This is a genomic window from Mannheimia haemolytica (assembly GCF_004342115.1).
GTDB lineage: Bacteria > Pseudomonadota > Gammaproteobacteria > Enterobacterales > Pasteurellaceae > Mannheimia > Mannheimia haemolytica.
Genome location: NZ_SMAC01000040.1, coordinates 1 through 17,107, shown reverse-complemented (window position 1 = coordinate 17,107; position 17,107 = coordinate 1). Strand labels below are relative to the sequence as shown.

The following is a 17,107-nucleotide window of genomic DNA, read 5'->3' as shown; positions in this document are numbered from 1 at the left end:
TGTGAATTTCGGTTTAACTTTGGTACACCAAAAGAACAGCTCAAAACGTTGCGAAAATGGTGTGAGATTTAGGGCTAATCTACTACAGCCCCAAAGATTATTTAGAAGAATATAATGATCTAGGTACTATTCGTTATAAATTTCAAGAAGAAAATTTATATGGTTTTTTAAGAGATGGGGCAACATTAGTCGCAAATGGTATTGTAAATGAACCAAGTGTTGATTGCTTCTCTCAAGAGATAGCTCAATTTACAGGCTGTCATATTTTTTCAAGTTTATATATTGCGTTTAATACTCAAAGATCTTTTAAAAGCCATTGGGATAGTCGTGATATTTTTGCAGTTCAAATGCAGGGTAAAAAGCGTTGGATTATTCACACTCCAACATTTAAAAAAACCATTGTTTATGCATCGTAGTAAAGATATGCCTGAATATGCTCCTAATCTTGATGATGTATATATGGATATTGTATTAGAAGCTGGAGATGTTCTTTATTTACCTCGTGGCTGGTGGCACGATCCTATTCCTGTTGGAGAAGAAACTGTGCATTTAGCTGTAGGCATTTTTCCTGCTTATACTCATAACTATCTGACTTGGGTATCTCAAAATATGGTTGAGAAAGAAATTGCCCGAGCTTCTTTATCGCATTATGAGTCAGATAAAGAGTTGATAGCACAGTTGGCAGAACAAACAGCAGAATATATTAAAGATAAAGAGAATTATCATAAATTTATAGAGAATTTTTATGATCAGAAGCGGGTTGAAAAGCCACTTAATTTGGAAACTTTAGGAAATTATCAATATGATTCTATTTCGGAAAATCAAAAAATTTCATTTAAAGCCAAAAATCACTACTTTGGTTATGAAAATAAGATAATTTCAAATGGATATGGTATTTCTCTTGATGAAGAGTTTGGAGATGTTATTAAATTTCTTAAACAGGGTCAGGAAGTTTCATTAAATGATATTTTAGAAAAAATATCAGAAGATAAACGAGATAAAGTTTCTCAGCTTATTTGGCAGTTATCTTATATTGGTGTGCTAAAATTGAGTTAAATAAGTAAGGTTTTACTATAGTTATTTTGTTAGCCTCTAGATAGAGGCTAATATTAAAATAATTTATTAGGTTGAGCTATTTTTTCTCTAAGTTTAATTATAAATATAGTAATCTTATAATTTATCCTAAATACTTCAGAAGTATAGATTATAAGTTATGAATGTAGGTGGTATCGATGTTGCTATTGATTCTTAGGACGTTATTACCTTTAATAATGTTATCTGCTTGTGCTGACTATCAAGAATATGATAAAAAGGATAGTAAATGTTATTATTCTTCCTATGGAAGTGGAGAGGCAAAAGATTCTGTTAGGAAAAGAATAGAGTATAATAGATGTTTAAGAGAGAATAAGCCTTATTTCATAAGTGGCAATCATTGAATAATATATCTTGTCTGTATAGATGTAAGATTAATTAATGTATGTAACTAAATTTTATTGCGAGTGTTTTATGAGATTTGTTACTGTAATTTATATTGCGTTTATTTATTTTATGATTTACAGATTCGTTTATCCATTATTACCATTCGAGTGTAATACAGAAGTTTATGATATAGTGTTGTTTTGCTTTTTGTTTACTTATTCTCTTCTTAAGAAGTAACATGTTTATAAGATTAGCTTTTAATGTATATAAAATAAATGTGCTAATGTAGTAGTGTAAAATTGGTATTATATGTTCAGAGAAGAAGCTATTGAATATCAATCGAAAAAATGGAAAAGCACAGCTGTACTATTTAGCAGAGTTCCAGCTTTGGTTGTCTTTTCCATTTCTTTCTTTATCTTTACTGCCTTTATTCTATTTATTGTGTTTGGTAATTATACCCGCCGTGAAACGGTTGTGGGTGAATTAGTGATGCAATCTCATCCGATTTTATTATCTGCCCCAAAATCCGGCTATATATCCGAAAATTATATTCAACCACATCAGCAGGTAAAAAAAAGGGCGATCCGCTGGTTAAAATTACGCTGGATAGAATTACGCATAGCGAAAATATTAATGTTAATTCTATTCTTTCGTTGAAATCACAAATTCAAGCAACAGAACAAGCGATAACTGCTTTATATAAGAATAAATCAGAAACTATTAATAGCCTTGAAAAGCAGATCAAAAACAGTCAAAAAATTTATCAAGATAAGCAGAGTTATTTAGTGGAAATTGAAAAAAGTATGAATGACTATGCGGAGTTGGTTAAACGCTATGAGAAATTATTAAAAGTAGGGCATTCCAGCCACGATGAAGTGAATATTCAGAAAAGCCGTTATTTCCAACAAAAATCACTGTTTAATGAGCTAAAGCAAGAATTAATTCAATTAAAATCCACCCAACTTAGCTTGGAAAATGAAATTGAAACCCGTAAAACCGAATTTAATAATCAGATTATTCGCTATGAAATGCAAAAAAGCGATTTAAACATTCGTTTAATGGAATTTGAATCTGTTTCAGATATTATTGTTAATGCCTCTTTAGACGGAAAAATTGAAAGTACCAGCGTAACAGTTGGGCAAATTATTAAAGAAAATGACCCGCTTGCACAAATTCTGCCACAGAATAAAGGAAATTATCAGCTAGTGATGTGGGTACCGAATAGTGCCATTTCATTTATTAAACAAGGCGATGAGGTGAATATTCGCTATGAGGCTTTTCCGTTTGAAAAATTCGGGCAGTTTAAGGGCAAAATTACGTCAATTTCAACCTTACCAGCTTCTTTGCAAGAACTTAGTTTTTATAAAAATCTCCCTGTAAATTTAGAGCAAGGTATTCCGCTTTATAAAATTCTGATTGAGCTTGCCGATCAAAACGTAAAATATAATGATACCTCCCTTTATTTTATGAGTGGAATGAAAGCCGAAGCCACGTTATTTTTAGAAAAACGTAAACTGTATGAGTGGATATTTTTCCCTATGTATCAATTACGCAAAAATATGGAGCAATAATGACAGGAATTAAGCAGTTAAAATTTGATTTTCGGAGAAGAATACCTGTTATTTTGCAAACTGAAACAGCTGAATGTGGCTTAGCCTGTTTAGCGATGATGTTGGGCTATTACGATAAAAACACCAATTTATTTGAATTGCGAAGTCAATATGGTACTTCCTCTCGTGGCGTAACGCTGCATACTTTAATTTCTATTGCAAATGACTGTGGTTTAATAACTCGCCCTCTTTCTCTAGAGTTAGATGAAGTACCACAACTTCGTCTGCCTTGTATTCTTCATTGGGATTTTAATCATTTTGTAGTATTAACTCACGCAAGTGAAAAACAGTTTATTATCCACGATCCTGCTTTCGGTAAACGTAAATTATCCCGTGCTGAATTTTCCAACCATTTTACCGGAGTCGCTTTAGAAGTTTGGTCTGAAGTTAAATTTGAGAAAAGCAACAATGAAAATACCATTAGTTTGTATGAAACCTTAAAGCATATTTCTGGCATAAAAGGTGCATTAGTGAAAATTTTTGCCCTTTCAATGCTCATTGAACTCATTGCCTTATTGATGCCAATTGGAACACAGTTAGTGATGGATCACGTTATGCAAGCGAAAGATCAATCATTACTTTTAATTATCTGTATTGGGCTATTTTTATTTACCCTTTTTCGCACAATGGTCAGTATGTTTAGGGCTTGGGTTTCCTTGAAAATGAATTATTTAATTGATTTTCAATGGACAGCCAGTTTCTTTTCTCATCTCTTAAAATTACCGCTTGATTTCTTTGAAAACGCCAAGTAGGTGATATTCATTCCCGATTTAGTTCATTAAAAACCATTCAGAAAACTCTAACTTCAAGCATTATTACCACGATTATTGATACGATTATGATCATCAGTTTAATTATTATGATGGTGTTATATGGCGGTTGGCTCTTTTGGGTAGTATTAGCTTTTTCCTTTATCTATTTTATTCTTCGAATGGTTACTTATTTAGTTTATCGTCAACTGAATGAAGAGCAGATTATTAAAGGAGCAAAAGCCCATTCGCATTTTATGGAAACTTTATATGGTATTACAACGTTAAAATCATTAGGATTGGAAAATAAACGACAAGAACAGTGGATGTCGCTCAATGCGGATGCTTTTAACACATCAATTAAGGTAACTAAATTTGATATGCTGTTTTCCGGTATTCATACCTTTATTTCTACCATCGAACAGATTTTAATTCTTTGGATTGGGGCGACAATGGTGATTGAAAATGTGATGACATTAGGAATGTTTGTCGCTTTTAATGCCTATCGAGGCTCTTTCTCTTCACGAATGGGGAATTTAATTGATATTATTTTTAGCCTAAAAATTCTTTCATTACATAGAGAGCGGATTGCAGACATTGCTTTAAATGAAGTCGAAGATGAAAGTAAATATCAAGAACTCAGATTTGAACATAACCAAACAGATATAGAAGTTAAAGACCTTTGTTTCAAATACGATCCTTTTTCTAAAAATGTGCTTGAAAATGTCAATTTAGTGATCAGAAGTGGGGAAAGTGTTGCTATTACCGCACCATCAGGTTATGGCAAAACAACGTTATTAAAATTAATTGCAGGTTTATTAAAACCAACCTCAGGTTCTGTGTATTTTAACGGCATTGATATTTATCAGTTAGGATTAAGTCAATATCGGAGCCAAATTGCTTGCGTATTACAGGAAGATAAATTCTTTTCTGGTTCCATTTTAGAGAATATTGTTAGTTTTGAAAGTAATTATGATCGAGAATGGGCTATCGAATGTAGCAAACTTGCGAATATTCACAATGATATTATGGCAATGCCGATGAATTATGAAACCTTATTAGGAGAATTAGGAAATAATTTGTCTGGCGGACAAAGATAACGATTGTTTATTGCTCGAGCTTTATATAAAAAGCCTAAAATTCTTTTGATGGATGAGGCGACTAGCCATTTAGATGAAGAAAATGAGAAGCTTGTCAATCAAGCTATTTCACGAATGAAGATAACAAGGATTATTATTGCTCATAGACAATCGACTATTCAGTCGGCGGATAGAATTATTGCCCTGAATGACAGGTAAATTAATTCCTATTTTTCTGTTCTTGCCGATAAAGTTTATTGCACGGAATGCTGTCGTTGTTGCCGTCTAGCTCTTTCCAGCCGCATTGTTGAAAGTAGCGTTTTGCCTGTGCGTAATTGCCGATTTGGTTGCAGCTTAATTTAATTTGGCAATCAATCGTTGGTGGCTGGTTTGCAATATTTTCCGGTTTTTTGACCGCTTGTGGTAAGGTTGAGGTGTGTGTTTTTCGCCATTGGCTCGGGTTAATCGGGAATTTGTCCTGCCATAAGCCGATTTTAGCTTGCTGTGCTTGATCTTGTGCTTCGATATATTCCCGCTTTGTGGTGTAAGCCCACGCCATACCGTTTTCCACTAAGGCTAAGTTGATGTTTTTATCGTTTAAGTAGAGGGTGGCAAGTAATCGTTGGTAACGATCATAGCCTGAAACTATGGCAGTAATGTTTTGTTGAAACACGAATTGAGCCAGAGCTTGTTTGGCTTTGTTGCCGTAAGGCTGCGCTTGTTCGGGGGCATCAATATGTTGTAGCCTTATTTTTAGTGGTGTTTTATTGACCAAACAAGTGAGGGTGTCGCCATCGCTAATGCCAACGACTTTGCATTGTAGTTGGCGTTCGGCGGCATATACCGATGAGAAAAATAAGCTAAAAATCAGGGCGTAAAGATATTTCATTATTAAAAAAGAGAGGGCTAATAAGCCCTCATTCTATCATTTTTTATTCGGCTTTACCTGTTTTAAGGCGAGCGAAGAAATCTTTTGTTTCACTAATAATCACTTTGCGTAACGCAATCAATGCGATTAAATTCGGGAATGCCATTAAGCCGTTCACGATGTCTGCCAGCGTCCAAATTGTATCGAGTTGTAAAAATGGAGCAGAGGCGATGAGTGCAATAAACAGCAAGCGGTATAATTTAATGTATTGGGTGCGACCTCGAGTGAGATAGACAAAACAGCGTTCACCGTAGTAGCACCAGCCTAAAATGGTGGTAAAGGCAAAGAAGACTAAACCAACTGTCACAATTATCGCACCGAATGAGCTGTTTAAACCTTGAGTAAAAGCGGTTGTGGTGAGTTCTGCGCCTTTTACATCGCCTGCCCAAGCCCCTGAAATCACAATTACTAAGCCGGTCATTGTGCAGACGATAATAGTGTCTAAGAACGTGCCGGTCATTGAAATTAGGCCTTGACGTACCGGCTCTTTGGTTTGGGCGGCAGCGGCGGCGATGGGGGCAGAGCCTAATCCTGATTCATTCGAGAAAATACCACGTGCAACCCCTAATTGAATCGCTTGCATGACGGTGAATCCGACTGCTCCGCCTAATGCCGCTTGTGGGTTGAAAGCTGCGTGTACAATAGTAATAATTGCTTGTGGGACTTTTTCCATATTCAGTAGAATGACGGATAAAGCGGCGATGACATACCCAATAGCCATAAACGGTACAACAATGGTTGCAATTTTAGAAATCCGCTGCACGCCACCTAAAATAATAGCGGTAACGATAAGGGTTAAAATGATCGCACTGAAGATAATCGGCACATCAAAGGTGCTTTCTAAGGCGTGGGTAATGCCATTCACTTGGGGGAACGTGCCAATACCAAGCAAAGCGACCAATACGCCAAAAAACGCAAAGGCTTTAGCAAGCCAACGCCATTTTTTTCCCATTCCCAGTTCGATATAGTACATCGGACCACCAGCCACAAATCCGGCTCTATCTTTAGTTCGATATTTAATTGCCAATAAGCCTTCGGCATATTTCGTAGCCATACCGAATAAGGCAATCAGCCACATCCAAAATAATGCTCCAGGCCCGCCCGAATGAATAGCGGTTGCCACGCCGACAATATTCCCCGTGCCGATAGTAGCTGCTAGGGCAGTGGAAAGGGCTGCAAAAGCGGAAATATCGCCCGATTGCCCTTTGCCTTTTTCCGGTTTGAACATATAGCGAAAGGCTTGCCCTAGTTGGCTTAATTGAATACCTTTGAGTGAAAAGGTTAAATATAACCCTACGCCTGAAATTAAAATCAGGAGTGGCGGGCCCCAAACAAAACTGTTGATTTGATTAAGAATAGTGTCGATAGACATTTGATGTTCCTCGTAAAAACTGCTTACAAGGAAAGAAAAGGAATGCAAGAGACAAGCGGTCAAAAAACGGAAATTTTTTGCAAAGAATTAGCAAAAAAACACCGCTTGTATCGTATAACTTTTCTCCCCTGTCCTTTTGCCTGAGCGTTTCACACATTGCTGTATTTTCGCCTTCGGCGGCGGATTTTAATCCGCTCTCTCCAAGGGTTCGTCCAGTAACAGTCCCCGCAGTGTTCACTGCACCTGAAAGAGTTTACCTCGTCGGTGAAATGTTAATTCATTTCTCTCCAGCTACCTTCATCCGAACAATCTAATTTATTTTATAATGTAAAATAAAAAAGATTTGCCAAATTCTAGCAACTCTTTTGCTTCCGTCAAGTGAATTTAACGATATTTTTGTTCTTTCGGTACTTCTTCTAAATCGCTAAATAATACGGCATATTTTTGGGTGGCTTTATTGGATTCTAATGCCACTTTACACGCCATCGTAAGTGGAACAGAAAGTAACATTCCTACGGTGCCAAGTAACCACCCCCAAAATAGAAGTGAGAGGAACACTACAAGGGTAGAAAGCCCGAGTTTCTTGCCCATTAATTTAGGTTCAAGCGCATTACCCACAACCATATTAATCACGACAATGCCGATTAAAGTGCCTAATCCTATAGAAAAGCCATTGAGTACCAAGGCTTGAATCACAATTGGAATTCCCGCCAAAATAGAGCCGATATTCGGGACGTAGTTAAGCAGGAAGGTTAGAATTGCCCATAAAATCGCATATTCTACGCCTAGAATTTCTAGTAAGATCCAAACTAACCCTCCGGTGAGTAGGCTCACAAAGGTTTTAACTCCAAGGTAACCAATCACCCCTTCAAGTACTTGGTTGATATACTCTTTTTCGTTGCTTAAATCATCATCTGGGCTAAGTGCGAGGGCTAATTTATATTTGGCAACCGGCATTTCCAATAGCATAAAAATGACGACTAAGAAAATCACAAAAATATTCGATAATGCACCGGATAGCCCCATTAGCAGTTTGCTGACCAAATTCATTATTGAGCTTGGGTCAAATTTGCTCATAATCTCTTCTTGTGAGAGGGTAAGTGGAATATGCCATCTATGGGCGAGTTCTAGAATCACCTGGATTCTAGATGAAAGCTGAATTTTGTATTGCGGAATAGCATTAGTAAATTCTTGCAAGGTGTTATTAATAATGCCTGCTAAGAAACTGAATCCTAAGATAAAAACAATAAGTAAAATGGTAATGGCTAACCATAATGGCACTTTACGCTTAGTCATAAATTTGATCATTGGTGAACAAATAATGGCAATAAATAGCGAAAGTAAAAATGGCACAACAATTTCATTGGATAATTTAATCCCTGCCAGAATAATGATAATGGAGGCTATCGCCACGAGAGTTTTGGTGGAATGTGTCATAATTTTTCCTTTTACAAGCGGTTAAAAATCAGCAATTTTTTACAAATTAGTGATTCTCAAACCAACTTTCTAAAATTAAACAAGCGGAAATGGAATCCACTTTATCCTTTTTTAATGCTTTGTAACCACCACGAGAAAAAATTTCCGCTTTTGCCTCAACAGTAGTGAGGCGTTCATCTTGTAGCTCAACCGGCAGATTAAAGCGTCCGTTTAAGCGATTGGCAAATTTTCTGGCACGCTGAGTTAAAGGCTGCTCTGTGCCGTCCATATTCAAGGGTAGCCCAACAACCAGCATATCTGGTTTCCAATCTTGCAAGAGTTTTCCGATCTCTTCCCAGTTTGGAATACCGTCTTGGGCTTTAAATGTAGTTAAACCTTGAGCTGTGCCGGTAATACTTTGTCCAACTGCACAGCCGATGCTATTTGTGCCAAAATCAAAGGCAATCACGGTTTTTGTTGTGGTTTCTGTCATTAAGCTCTCCCAGCTCTTGACGGTATGCTTGAAAGCCCCATCATTTCATAGGCTTCTGCCCAACGCTCTAAATAACCGGTTTCAAACAGCGTTTTTTCATTCGCATCAGACACAATCCAATAATTTTGAGCAATTTCTTGCTCAAGCTGGCTGCCACGCCAAGTGGAACAACCTAAACACACAATAAATTTTTCAGGTGAAGCCAGTGTGCCAAAGGAGTCTAACACATCACCGGAGGTAGTGAGCGTAATTTTATCGGTGATCGGATAAGTGTGAATAAAATCATTGGCGGTTTTGGTGTGAATAATAAAGCCACGATCTTGATTTACCGGCCCACCGCTTAACACCATTTGGTCTTTTTTGTAATCACGCTGGTTCGCCATTTGGAAATCCATTCGGGTAATCAGCTCTAGAACCGACAGATCGGTAGGAGTGTTAATTACTACTCCCATTGCACCTTGCGGATTATGTTCGCAAATATAGACCACCGTACGCTCGAAATAGTCATCGTCCATTTCCGGCGTGGCAATTAAAAATTTACCTTGTAAATTCTCTAACATTAAATATCTCCAAAACAAACTTGTAACGCAGTAATTGCCGCAAGTGAGGCGGTTTCTGTGCGTAACACTCGTTTACCCAGTAATACTTCAGTAAAACCTTCGCTCTCGGTCATGGCGATTTCTTCGGCAGATAATCCGCCCTCAGAGCCAATCAGTAAACGAACACCAGCTTTCGGCACATTCGGCAGTTCACGAATGGTATATTTGGCTCTTGGGTGCAAATTCAGTTTCAACATATCGTCTTGTTCTTTGCACCAGTCGGTGAGTTTCATAATCGGGCGAATTTCAGGGATTTCATTTCGTCCGCATTGTTCACAGGCGGCAATCGCAATTTTCTGCCATTGCTGTAATTTTTTATCTTGCCGTTCATCATTGAGTTTCACGCCACAACGTTCCGACCAAAGTGGGGTAATAGTTTTTACCCCCAGCTCCACCGATTTTTGAATGGTAAATTCCATTCTATCGCCTCGGGAAATCACTTGCCCTAAATGGATCGGCAGGTTGGATTCTCGGTCATCTAATTCACTTGAATCAATTTTTGCAATAATTTGCTTTTTTTCGACCGCTTGTAACGTAGCGTGGAAAACGTGGTTTGAACCATCAAATAAAATGATTTGCTCTCCTTGTTTCATTCGTAGCACTCGCCCAACGTGGTTAGCGGCATCTTCACTTAACACGCAACTTTGAAGACCAGCTAACGGCTGTGGGTGGTAAATTCTTGGGATTCTCATAATTATCTAGTTATAAATTAAAGGCAGACGATTGTCTGCCATAGGTAAGTTAAAACGGGTTAAGGATAAAGTCTTGAACAATGCACAATAGTAATAATCGAAATTTCATTCTCTTTAACTTCACACACTATTCTATAGCCGTTATGATATAGTTCTCTCGTATTAATAATTGCACCTTTTACACCCATTGTAGGAAAAATGGCTAAATTATTAATACTATTTTCCAATTCTTCTAGTATCCTAATTCCACTACTTGCATAACCGGTAAATTCACTAACTGAGATGGCAATATTCTCTAAATCTATTAAGGCCTCTTCAGTATAATAAATATTATGCAACTTTTTTGGCATTTTCAGCACCTCTAAAAGCGGCAGCAATAACTCTTTTTCTGACCTCTTCGGGTGAATAAATCCGACCGTTTTTAATATCTTCCTTTCCTTGCTTTACTTTTTTAGCAAGATAATCAAGATATTCTTGGCTAACATTATGATAAGGATTATTCATATTTTTCCTCCCTGCGATGAGTCTCTATTGTGGGGGCTACTGATCGTTTAATCAAGTTAATTTATCTTATTTTTCGAGCCACATCACAAAACGAGAAAACAACAAGCGGTCATTTTTCCACGTTTTTTGCAAAAAATCGAAGAAAGATGACCGCTTGCCAGAAAAAATTAATTATTTGAACTGGTGAATTGCATTGGCGATTTCATTATCGTTGTAAATAGCTTTCACCACATCAGAATAGGCTTGGTCTAACACTTTCTTGATTTCATCATTGCTTGCACCAAATGCACCTTCGTAACCACGGGTAGCGTTGAAGTTTTTGCTAAAGTTTCCTTTAGAACCTTGCACTGCCACTTTTACACTCACTTGTGCATCGGCTTTGTAGCGTAAGTTTCCTTGTTCTACTGTGGCAAAGAATTTACGAATATTCACTACCACATTGGCATTCGCTGCACCTTGTACAATTTGGAAACCTTTTGCATTCAGGTCTTGTTGGACGGCTTGTTGGAACATTGCAGCAACTTCAGGCACTGCGGTTAAACGAATGACCTCTCCGTTTTTAGTGTAGCTTGCGATTTCACGCGAGGTGCGTAAATCTTGTGTCATTACATTCACCGCAGCCGTTTGATTGTTTGTGTTAAATACAGCAGTTGGCGTTGGGGTAGAGAATGTTAATGTGTTGGATTGGCTTTGGCAGCCGGCTAGTAATGCGGCAACAAAAGTAGTGGCTAACACTAACGTTTTTTTAGAGCGTTTCATAGTAAATCCTTCTATATTGAATAAATTTCGAGAAAATTTCTGCTTAGTATAGTATTATTTCGTTTTGATTTTCAATGAACGAGAGCAAAAAATGTCGGTAGAACAGACAATTATTCAAAAAATTAAGACAGAATTTCAGCCGATTTTCTTTAATGTCGAAAACGAAAGCTATATGCACAGCTCAGGTAGAGGAGCAGAATCGCATTTTAAATTAACTTTGGTGTCAGATAAATTTGAAGGGCAGAGAACAGTTGCACGTCATCGTGCTGTCTATGCTTGCTTAGCTGAGGAATTAGCTAATGGCGTTCACGCACTTGCTTTGCACCTATATACCCAAGGTGAATGGGAAGCGACTGGCGGACTTGTACCTAAATCGCCAAATTGCTTAGGTGTTGGGCAATAAGTGGATAAAAATGATTTATTTTATTTTGTGAAGAAAATACTTGAAAGAACCGTGTAAAATTGCTATATTTACGCCATCTTTTTGTTGATTCGGTGAGATGTCCGAGTGGTTGAAGGAGCACGCCTGGAAAGCGTGTATATGGGAAACTGTATCGGGGGTTCGAATCCCCCTCTCACCGCCATTCATACTGAAAGATTCCTTACTGTTTTCATAGATATTTCCTTGGTTAAGTTAAAGTAGATAATACTTTTTCATTTTTAGGTTATCCCCGAGCAAACATTGCTTGGGGATTTTTTTATGCGATCGGCGATAGATTACAAAGAAAAAGGATTCCTAAGAATCCTTTTTATCTGCTTTTAACGTACTTTACCTAGTTTATAGTTATTGCTGTTTTTTACCGTGTTGCCATTTGGGTCGCAAAGTTCAACGTGTTGTTCAGACACTTGGAAGGCAAGATTGCCTGATGCTTTTTCCAGACGAATCACATTTGGCTTATTGGGTTCCCAACTGTATGTGCCTTTGTCTCGGTAAGTGTATTCTTTTTTATCTTTAAAATATACCGTATCATATTGGTAGGTTTTATCTGCATTTAAGGTTAGCTGGGCTTGGATTTTCTCACAGTCAGCACACGGTAATTCACCTGCATAAGTACCGCTAACGCTTTTTTGTGGTAGCAATGAGCAAGCCCCTAGCATTGCGGTGGTAAAACCAATGAGTGCGATTTTTTTCATACTATTTTCCTCTTCAAAATTAAATTATGTAACACTCGGATTTACTCTAAATTCAAGTTGGGTTATTTCAGGTAAATCGGTTTGTATCTGTTTTAGTAACATATTTTGTTGCAAGATTAAACCTTGCCGTACGGTTGCATTCTTAACGCTCACAATAAGCTGATTATCAACTAAATTCACTACTCGGTAAAGCCCACGATAAGATTCTGGCCATCTTTTCTGAATTTTTTGGTTTAAATCGTTAATGAAGTTTGCTTTTTCGACAATACGGCTTAAGCTTGAGTTCTGTAAAATGTCATTAATCTTTTTAGGTGCTGAATTTTTCATCTGTTTCTTTACATTTCGTCTTATTTTAGGCTTGATTTTACGATACTTGACCCAATAATTTACTCATTCGGCTTTACTTTAGCGTATAATTAGCCCAATTTTTTCGTTTATCTTAATTTAATGAGCTTATTTTTAAAACACTTTCATCGAACGCCTTTTTGGTCGCAACTCTTTTTGGGAATGGTTGCGATACTTGCTTTACCTGAAATTCAGGTTGCGTACGCCAATGAAAGTGAACAGGAAACCGTTCTTAATCAATCTTTTCTTCAATATGCTCAATCCGCTAATGATATTGAGCAACAATCGCTTTTTATTGCAGAGTTAATCCATAAAATTGTGGAAATTAAACCACAAGCGGTGCATTTTTGCGAATTTTTTGCAAACTCCTACCGCTTGGATAGACAAAATGCTTACCCCATTCGAGCCGGGCCACAAACCTAAATATAATTTAATTTTACCATTAATTGATTAACCCATTTTTATATTTAGGAATAACACAATGATTTCAAAATTACTGACTTCTATTTTTGGCTCAAGCAACGATCGCACTTTAAAACGTTTAAGAAAGCGAGTGGCACAAATTAATAAGCTTGAACCAACCTTCGAGCAATTATCTGATGAGGCGTTAAAGGATAAAACAGCGGAGTTTAAGCAACGCCTTGCAGATGGTGCATCGCTAGATAGCCTATTACCTGAAGCTTTTGCGACAGTGAGAGAAGCAAGCAAACGAGTATTAGGTATGCGACCATTTGATGTACAGCTGATCGGCGGTATGGTGCTAACGGGGCGTAATATTGCAGAAATGCGTACTGGGGAAGGTAAAACCCTAACTGCAACTTTATCTTGTTATTTGAATGCTTTAACCGGTAAAGGTGTTCATGTTGTTACGGTGAATGATTACCTCGCCCGCCGTGATGCGGAAACCAACCGTCCGTTATTTGAGTTTTTAGGCTTAACCGTTGGAGTGAATATTCCGGGGTTACCTTCTGATGCAAAACGTGCTGCATACCAAGCAGATATTACCTATTCGACTAACAGCGAATTAGGTTTTGATTACTTGCGTGATAACTTAGCTCACGATAAAAACGAACGTTTCCAACGTGAGTTACACTACGCATTAGTTGATGAAGTAGACTCTATTTTAATTGATGAAGCTCGTACGCCGTTAATTATTTCAGGGCCTGCGGAAGATGCGACCCAAATTTATCAAGCGGTAGATCAAATCATTCCGCATTTGATTGCTCAAGATAAAGAAGACAGTGAAGAGTACACCGGTGAGGGCGATTTTACCTTAGATCTGAAAAACAAACAGGCTCATTTAACCGAGCGTGGTATGGTGAAAGTAGAGGATTTCTTAACTCAAATGGGGTTAATGGAAGAGGGCGAAAGTTTATATCACCCTGCTCGTATTTCGCTGTTACACCATGTGAGTGCAGCATTGCGTGCCCATAAATTATTTGAACGCAACGTAGATTACATTGTAAAAGACGGTGAAATTGTGATTATTGATGAGCACACCGGTCGTACAATGGCTGGACGTCGTTGGTCTGACGGCTTACACCAAGCGATTGAAGCTAAAGAGCGTGTGGCTATTCAGGGCGAAAACCAAACTGTTGCCTCAATTACTTACCAAAACTATTTCCGTTTGTACGAAAAATTAGCCGGTATGACTGGTACGGCAGACACCGAAGCCTTTGAATTCCAGCAAATTTATGGCTTAAATACGGTGGTGATTCCAACCAACAGACCGGTGATCCGTGATGACCGTACAGACTTAATGTTTAAAAGCGAAGCGGAGAAATTTGCGGCGATTATTACTGAAATTAGAGACTGTATCGAGCGTGAACAGCCTGTTTTGGTTGGCACAGCATCGGTGGAAAAATCAGAGTTATTATCGGCAGAATTAACCAAAGCCGGTATTGCTCATAACGTATTAAATGCGAAATTCCACGCTCAAGAGGCTGAAATTGTAGCGGAAGCGGGAGCTCCGGGGGCGGTTACTATCGCAACCAATATGGCTGGTCGTGGTACGGATATTGTGCTTGGCGGTAACTGGAAAATGGAAGTAGCCAAGCTTGAGAACCCGACACAAGAACAAATTGATGCGATTAAAGCTGCGTGGCAAGAGCGTTATGACATCGTAATGCAAGCCGGTGGTTTACATATTATTGGTACAGAACGCCACGAATCCCGCCGTATCGACAACCAGTTGCGAGGTCGTTCTGGTCGTCAAGGTGACCCGGGGTCATCACGTTTCTATCTCTCTTTAGATGATGCCCTAATGAGAATTTACCTCAATGAAGGTAAATTAAATATGATGCGTAAAGCCTTTACCGAAGAAGGTGAAGCGATGGAGTCTAAACTGTTAACCAAAGTGATTGCCTCTGCACAGGCGAAAGTAGAAGCGCATAACTTTGATGGGCGTAAGCATTTATTACAATATGATGATGTTGCCAATGAACAGCGTAAAGTAATTTACGAACAACGCAATCATCTATTAGAAACAGATAATATTGCCTCAATGATCGAAAGCATTCGCCAAGATGTATTTGAAAGCACGATTAACCAATATATTCCGCCTCAATCTATCGAGGAAATGTGGAATGTGCCGGGCTTAGAAGAGCGTTTACGCCGTGAATTTGGGTTGGATTTACCGATTTCTCACTGGCTTGAAACTGAAAAAGACTTGCACGAAGAGACTTTGCGTGAACGTATCTTAAATATTGCGATTGCAGAGTACAATGCGAAGGAAGAAATAGTAGGCGCAGAGGTAATGCGTAATTTTGAAAAAGGTGTAATGCTACAAAACTTAGATGAGCTTTGGAAAGAGCATCTAGCCTCAATGGATTATTTACGCAAAGGTATTCACTTGCGTGGTTATGCACAAAAAGATCCGAAGCAAGAGTATAAAAAGGAATCTTTTGCGATGTTTACCAATATGCTTGATACCTTAAAATTGAATGTAATTAGCATTTTAAGCCGTATTCAAGTGCGTAGCAAAGAAGAGGTGGAAGAAGCGCAACGCCAGCAAGCTGAAATGGACGCTGCAAGTACGCCAGTTACACAAGCTACCGATTCTGCTGCTGGTAGTAGAGAAGAAAATAGCGCAGAGAGCTTAAGTGAAGAAGAGTTGGCAAACTTAAATATTGGTCGAAATGACCCTTGCCCTTGTGGTTCGGGCAAAAAATATAAGCATTGCCATGGTAACAAAGCGAGATATTCGTAATTAACAAGCGGTCATATTCAGTCAGGAATTTGCAAATTTTCTGCTTAATATGACCGCTTGAATTTATAGAAAGAGTGAAGGAAACTATGTCAAAACCGATTATTCAAGTCTCAGCAGGGATTATTCGTAACGAATTTGGGCAAATTTACTTAACCCAACGTTTAGAAGGGCAAGATTTTGCTCAGTCTCTTGAATTTCCCGGGGGGAAAGTCGATCCCAATGAAACCCCTGAAGAAGCACTAAAACGAGAATTAGAAGAAGAAATTGGTATTCAAGTGTTAAGCGCTTTTCCGTATGAAAATTTTTGCTTTGAATATCCAACAAAAATCATTGAATTTTTCTTTTATTTGGTGGAAGAGTGGGTAAATGAACCTTACGGAAGAGAAGGGCAAGAAGGTTTTTGGATCGCACAATCGGATTTAGATGAGGGAGCTTTCCCACCGGCAAATGCCCAATTAATTAAACGCTTAAAAGAACACGCATAATTTGTATTGAGAACTGTATCTAAAGTAATTTAGCTGCGGTTTTTTATTGGATACGCTATTGAGACATTTATAAAGCTGATGTAGGGGCGAATTACTATTCGCCCTTTCTTTTTTGCAGAGTTTTAGTAAAAATGACCGCTTGGTATACCTAATAAATAATGATTGTATCGGATTTAGCACAACTTATATTATTGAGGAGCGTCATTAAAAAATGGTAATAAAATGTAGAAGATCAGACTTGATCTGACAATTCACTCTAAAAAGTGAGAGTTTCCCGTTTAGAATATGAGTGTCAAAAATCAATCTAAACAAAAA

General features: G+C 38.0%; 20 protein-coding genes, 1 tRNA gene, 2 pseudogenes and 1 riboswitch. Of the genes and pseudogenes, 12 read left to right on the top strand and 11 right to left on the bottom strand.

The annotated features are described in order from the left end of the window. From EDC41_RS12240 to EDC41_RS13965, 7 genes and pseudogenes are all read left to right on the top strand, one after another. Positions 1 to 72: pseudogene (locus EDC41_RS12240) on the top strand (IS1595 family transposase); the annotation flags it as partial. 5 nt (positions 73 to 77) lie between these two features. Further along, on the top strand, positions 78 to 416 hold the full coding sequence (locus tag EDC41_RS14065) for a JmjC domain-containing protein (RefSeq protein WP_075270689.1): 339 nt from the start codon (positions 78 to 80) through the stop codon (positions 414 to 416). After that, on the top strand, positions 406 to 1,056 hold the full coding sequence (locus EDC41_RS12230) for a JmjC domain-containing protein (RefSeq protein WP_015484678.1): 651 nt from the start codon (positions 406 to 408) through the stop codon (positions 1,054 to 1,056). Before EDC41_RS14065 ends, EDC41_RS12230 begins: the two co-directional genes overlap by 11 nt. A 672-nt stretch (positions 1,057 to 1,728) precedes the next feature. Next, positions 1,729 to 2,076: a hypothetical protein gene (locus EDC41_RS12225; protein WP_006250713.1), complete on the top strand. Its 348-nt coding sequence runs from the start codon at positions 1,729 to 1,731 to the stop codon at positions 2,074 to 2,076. Then, on the top strand, positions 2,073 to 2,990 hold the full coding sequence (locus EDC41_RS12220; RefSeq protein ID WP_006250714.1) for an HlyD family secretion protein: 918 nt from the start codon (positions 2,073 to 2,075) through the stop codon (positions 2,988 to 2,990). Before EDC41_RS12225 ends, EDC41_RS12220 begins: the two co-directional genes overlap by 4 nt. Next, positions 2,990 to 4,242: pseudogene (locus EDC41_RS13970) on the top strand (peptidase domain-containing ABC transporter); the annotation flags it as partial. The gene EDC41_RS12220 and the pseudogene EDC41_RS13970, both read left to right, overlap by 1 nt. Then, the gene (locus EDC41_RS13965) at positions 4,231 to 4,878 is read left to right on the top strand and encodes an ATP-binding cassette domain-containing protein (RefSeq protein WP_318007244.1); all 648 of its coding nucleotides are present in this window, start codon (positions 4,231 to 4,233) and stop codon (positions 4,876 to 4,878) included. The pseudogene EDC41_RS13970 and the gene EDC41_RS13965, both read left to right, overlap by 12 nt. Before the next feature lie 199 nt (positions 4,879 to 5,077). Here EDC41_RS13965 and EDC41_RS12210 read toward each other — a convergent pair whose 3' ends face one another. The 9 genes from EDC41_RS12210 to EDC41_RS12175 all read right to left on the bottom strand — a co-directional run bounded on the left by EDC41_RS12210 (position 5,078) and on the right by EDC41_RS12175 (position 11,620). Next, a complete protein-coding gene (locus EDC41_RS12210; protein ID WP_006247895.1) occupies positions 5,078 to 5,746 on the bottom strand; it encodes a thermonuclease family protein in 669 nt (222 codons plus the stop codon). 43 nt (positions 5,747 to 5,789) lie between these two features. Further along, a complete protein-coding gene (locus EDC41_RS12205) occupies positions 5,790 to 7,157 on the bottom strand; it encodes an alanine/glycine:cation symporter family protein (RefSeq protein WP_006247896.1) in 1,368 nt (455 codons plus the stop codon). Positions 7,158 to 7,275: 118 nt separating this feature from the next. Then, a riboswitch (glycine riboswitch) is annotated at positions 7,276 to 7,371 on the bottom strand. A 170-nt stretch (positions 7,372 to 7,541) separates the two neighbouring features. Continuing rightward, on the bottom strand, positions 7,542 to 8,594 hold the full coding sequence (locus tag EDC41_RS12200; RefSeq protein WP_006247898.1) for an AI-2E family transporter: 1,053 nt from the start codon (positions 8,592 to 8,594) through the stop codon (positions 7,542 to 7,544). A 46-nt stretch (positions 8,595 to 8,640) separates the two neighbouring features. Further along, positions 8,641 to 9,066, bottom strand: a complete 426-nt coding sequence (gene ruvX, locus EDC41_RS12195; protein ID WP_006247899.1) for a Holliday junction resolvase RuvX — start codon at positions 9,064 to 9,066, stop codon at positions 8,641 to 8,643. After that, positions 9,066 to 9,626, bottom strand: coding sequence for a YqgE/AlgH family protein (locus tag EDC41_RS12190; protein ID WP_006247900.1), 561 nt, complete (start codon positions 9,624 to 9,626; stop codon positions 9,066 to 9,068). The genes ruvX and EDC41_RS12190 overlap by 1 nt, the downstream gene beginning before the upstream one ends. Next, positions 9,626 to 10,357, bottom strand: a complete 732-nt coding sequence (rsmE, locus tag EDC41_RS12185) for a 16S rRNA (uracil(1498)-N(3))-methyltransferase (RefSeq protein WP_020824157.1) — start codon at positions 10,355 to 10,357, stop codon at positions 9,626 to 9,628. The genes EDC41_RS12190 and rsmE overlap by 1 nt, the downstream gene beginning before the upstream one ends. Before the next feature lie 59 nt (positions 10,358 to 10,416). After that, complete coding sequence (locus EDC41_RS12180; RefSeq protein WP_006253344.1) at positions 10,417 to 10,707, bottom strand: type II toxin-antitoxin system RelE/ParE family toxin; 291 nt, start codon at positions 10,705 to 10,707, stop codon at positions 10,417 to 10,419. Further along, the gene (locus EDC41_RS13625) at positions 10,688 to 10,861 is read right to left on the bottom strand and encodes a hypothetical protein (RefSeq protein ID WP_006247903.1); all 174 of its coding nucleotides are present in this window, start codon (positions 10,859 to 10,861) and stop codon (positions 10,688 to 10,690) included. Before EDC41_RS13625 ends, EDC41_RS12180 begins: the two co-directional genes overlap by 20 nt. A gap of 171 nt (positions 10,862 to 11,032) precedes the next feature. Beyond that, the gene (locus tag EDC41_RS12175) at positions 11,033 to 11,620 is read right to left on the bottom strand and encodes a YajG family lipoprotein (protein ID WP_006250721.1); all 588 of its coding nucleotides are present in this window, start codon (positions 11,618 to 11,620) and stop codon (positions 11,033 to 11,035) included. Positions 11,621 to 11,711: 91 nt separating this feature from the next. Here EDC41_RS12175 and EDC41_RS12170 point away from each other — a divergent pair, with 91 nt between their 5' ends. Continuing rightward, entirely contained in the window at positions 11,712 to 12,023 is a 312-nt protein-coding gene (locus EDC41_RS12170) for a BolA family protein (RefSeq protein WP_020824156.1), read from the top strand. 91 nt (positions 12,024 to 12,114) lie between these two features. After that, a tRNA-Ser gene (locus EDC41_RS12165) sits at positions 12,115 to 12,204 on the top strand. A 175-nt stretch (positions 12,205 to 12,379) separates the two neighbouring features. Here EDC41_RS12165 and EDC41_RS12160 read toward each other — a convergent pair. Both EDC41_RS12160 and EDC41_RS12155 read right to left on the bottom strand, forming a co-directional pair. Beyond that, entirely contained in the window at positions 12,380 to 12,754 is a 375-nt protein-coding gene (locus EDC41_RS12160; protein WP_006249302.1) for a copper resistance protein NlpE, read from the bottom strand. A 24-nt stretch (positions 12,755 to 12,778) separates the two neighbouring features. After that, on the bottom strand, positions 12,779 to 13,081 hold the full coding sequence (locus EDC41_RS12155; RefSeq protein ID WP_006249303.1) for a DciA family protein: 303 nt from the start codon (positions 13,079 to 13,081) through the stop codon (positions 12,779 to 12,781). 120 nt (positions 13,082 to 13,201) lie between these two features. On the opposite strand from EDC41_RS12155, the gene secM reads away from it, so the two are divergent. The 3 genes from secM to mutT all read left to right on the top strand — a co-directional run bounded on the left by secM (position 13,202) and on the right by mutT (position 16,792). After that, positions 13,202 to 13,522 carry a secA translation cis-regulator SecM gene (gene secM, locus EDC41_RS12150; protein WP_006249304.1) on the top strand — a complete coding sequence of 107 codons (321 nt, stop codon included), beginning with the start codon at positions 13,202 to 13,204 and terminating at the stop codon, positions 13,520 to 13,522. A gap of 58 nt (positions 13,523 to 13,580) precedes the next feature. Then, positions 13,581 to 16,307, top strand: a complete 2,727-nt coding sequence (secA, locus tag EDC41_RS12145) for a preprotein translocase subunit SecA (protein WP_006250723.1) — start codon at positions 13,581 to 13,583, stop codon at positions 16,305 to 16,307. An 86-nt stretch (positions 16,308 to 16,393) separates the two neighbouring features. Then, complete coding sequence (gene mutT / locus EDC41_RS12140; RefSeq protein WP_006250724.1) at positions 16,394 to 16,792, top strand: 8-oxo-dGTP diphosphatase MutT; 399 nt, start codon at positions 16,394 to 16,396, stop codon at positions 16,790 to 16,792. Positions 16,793 to 17,107: the final 315 nt, after the last annotated feature.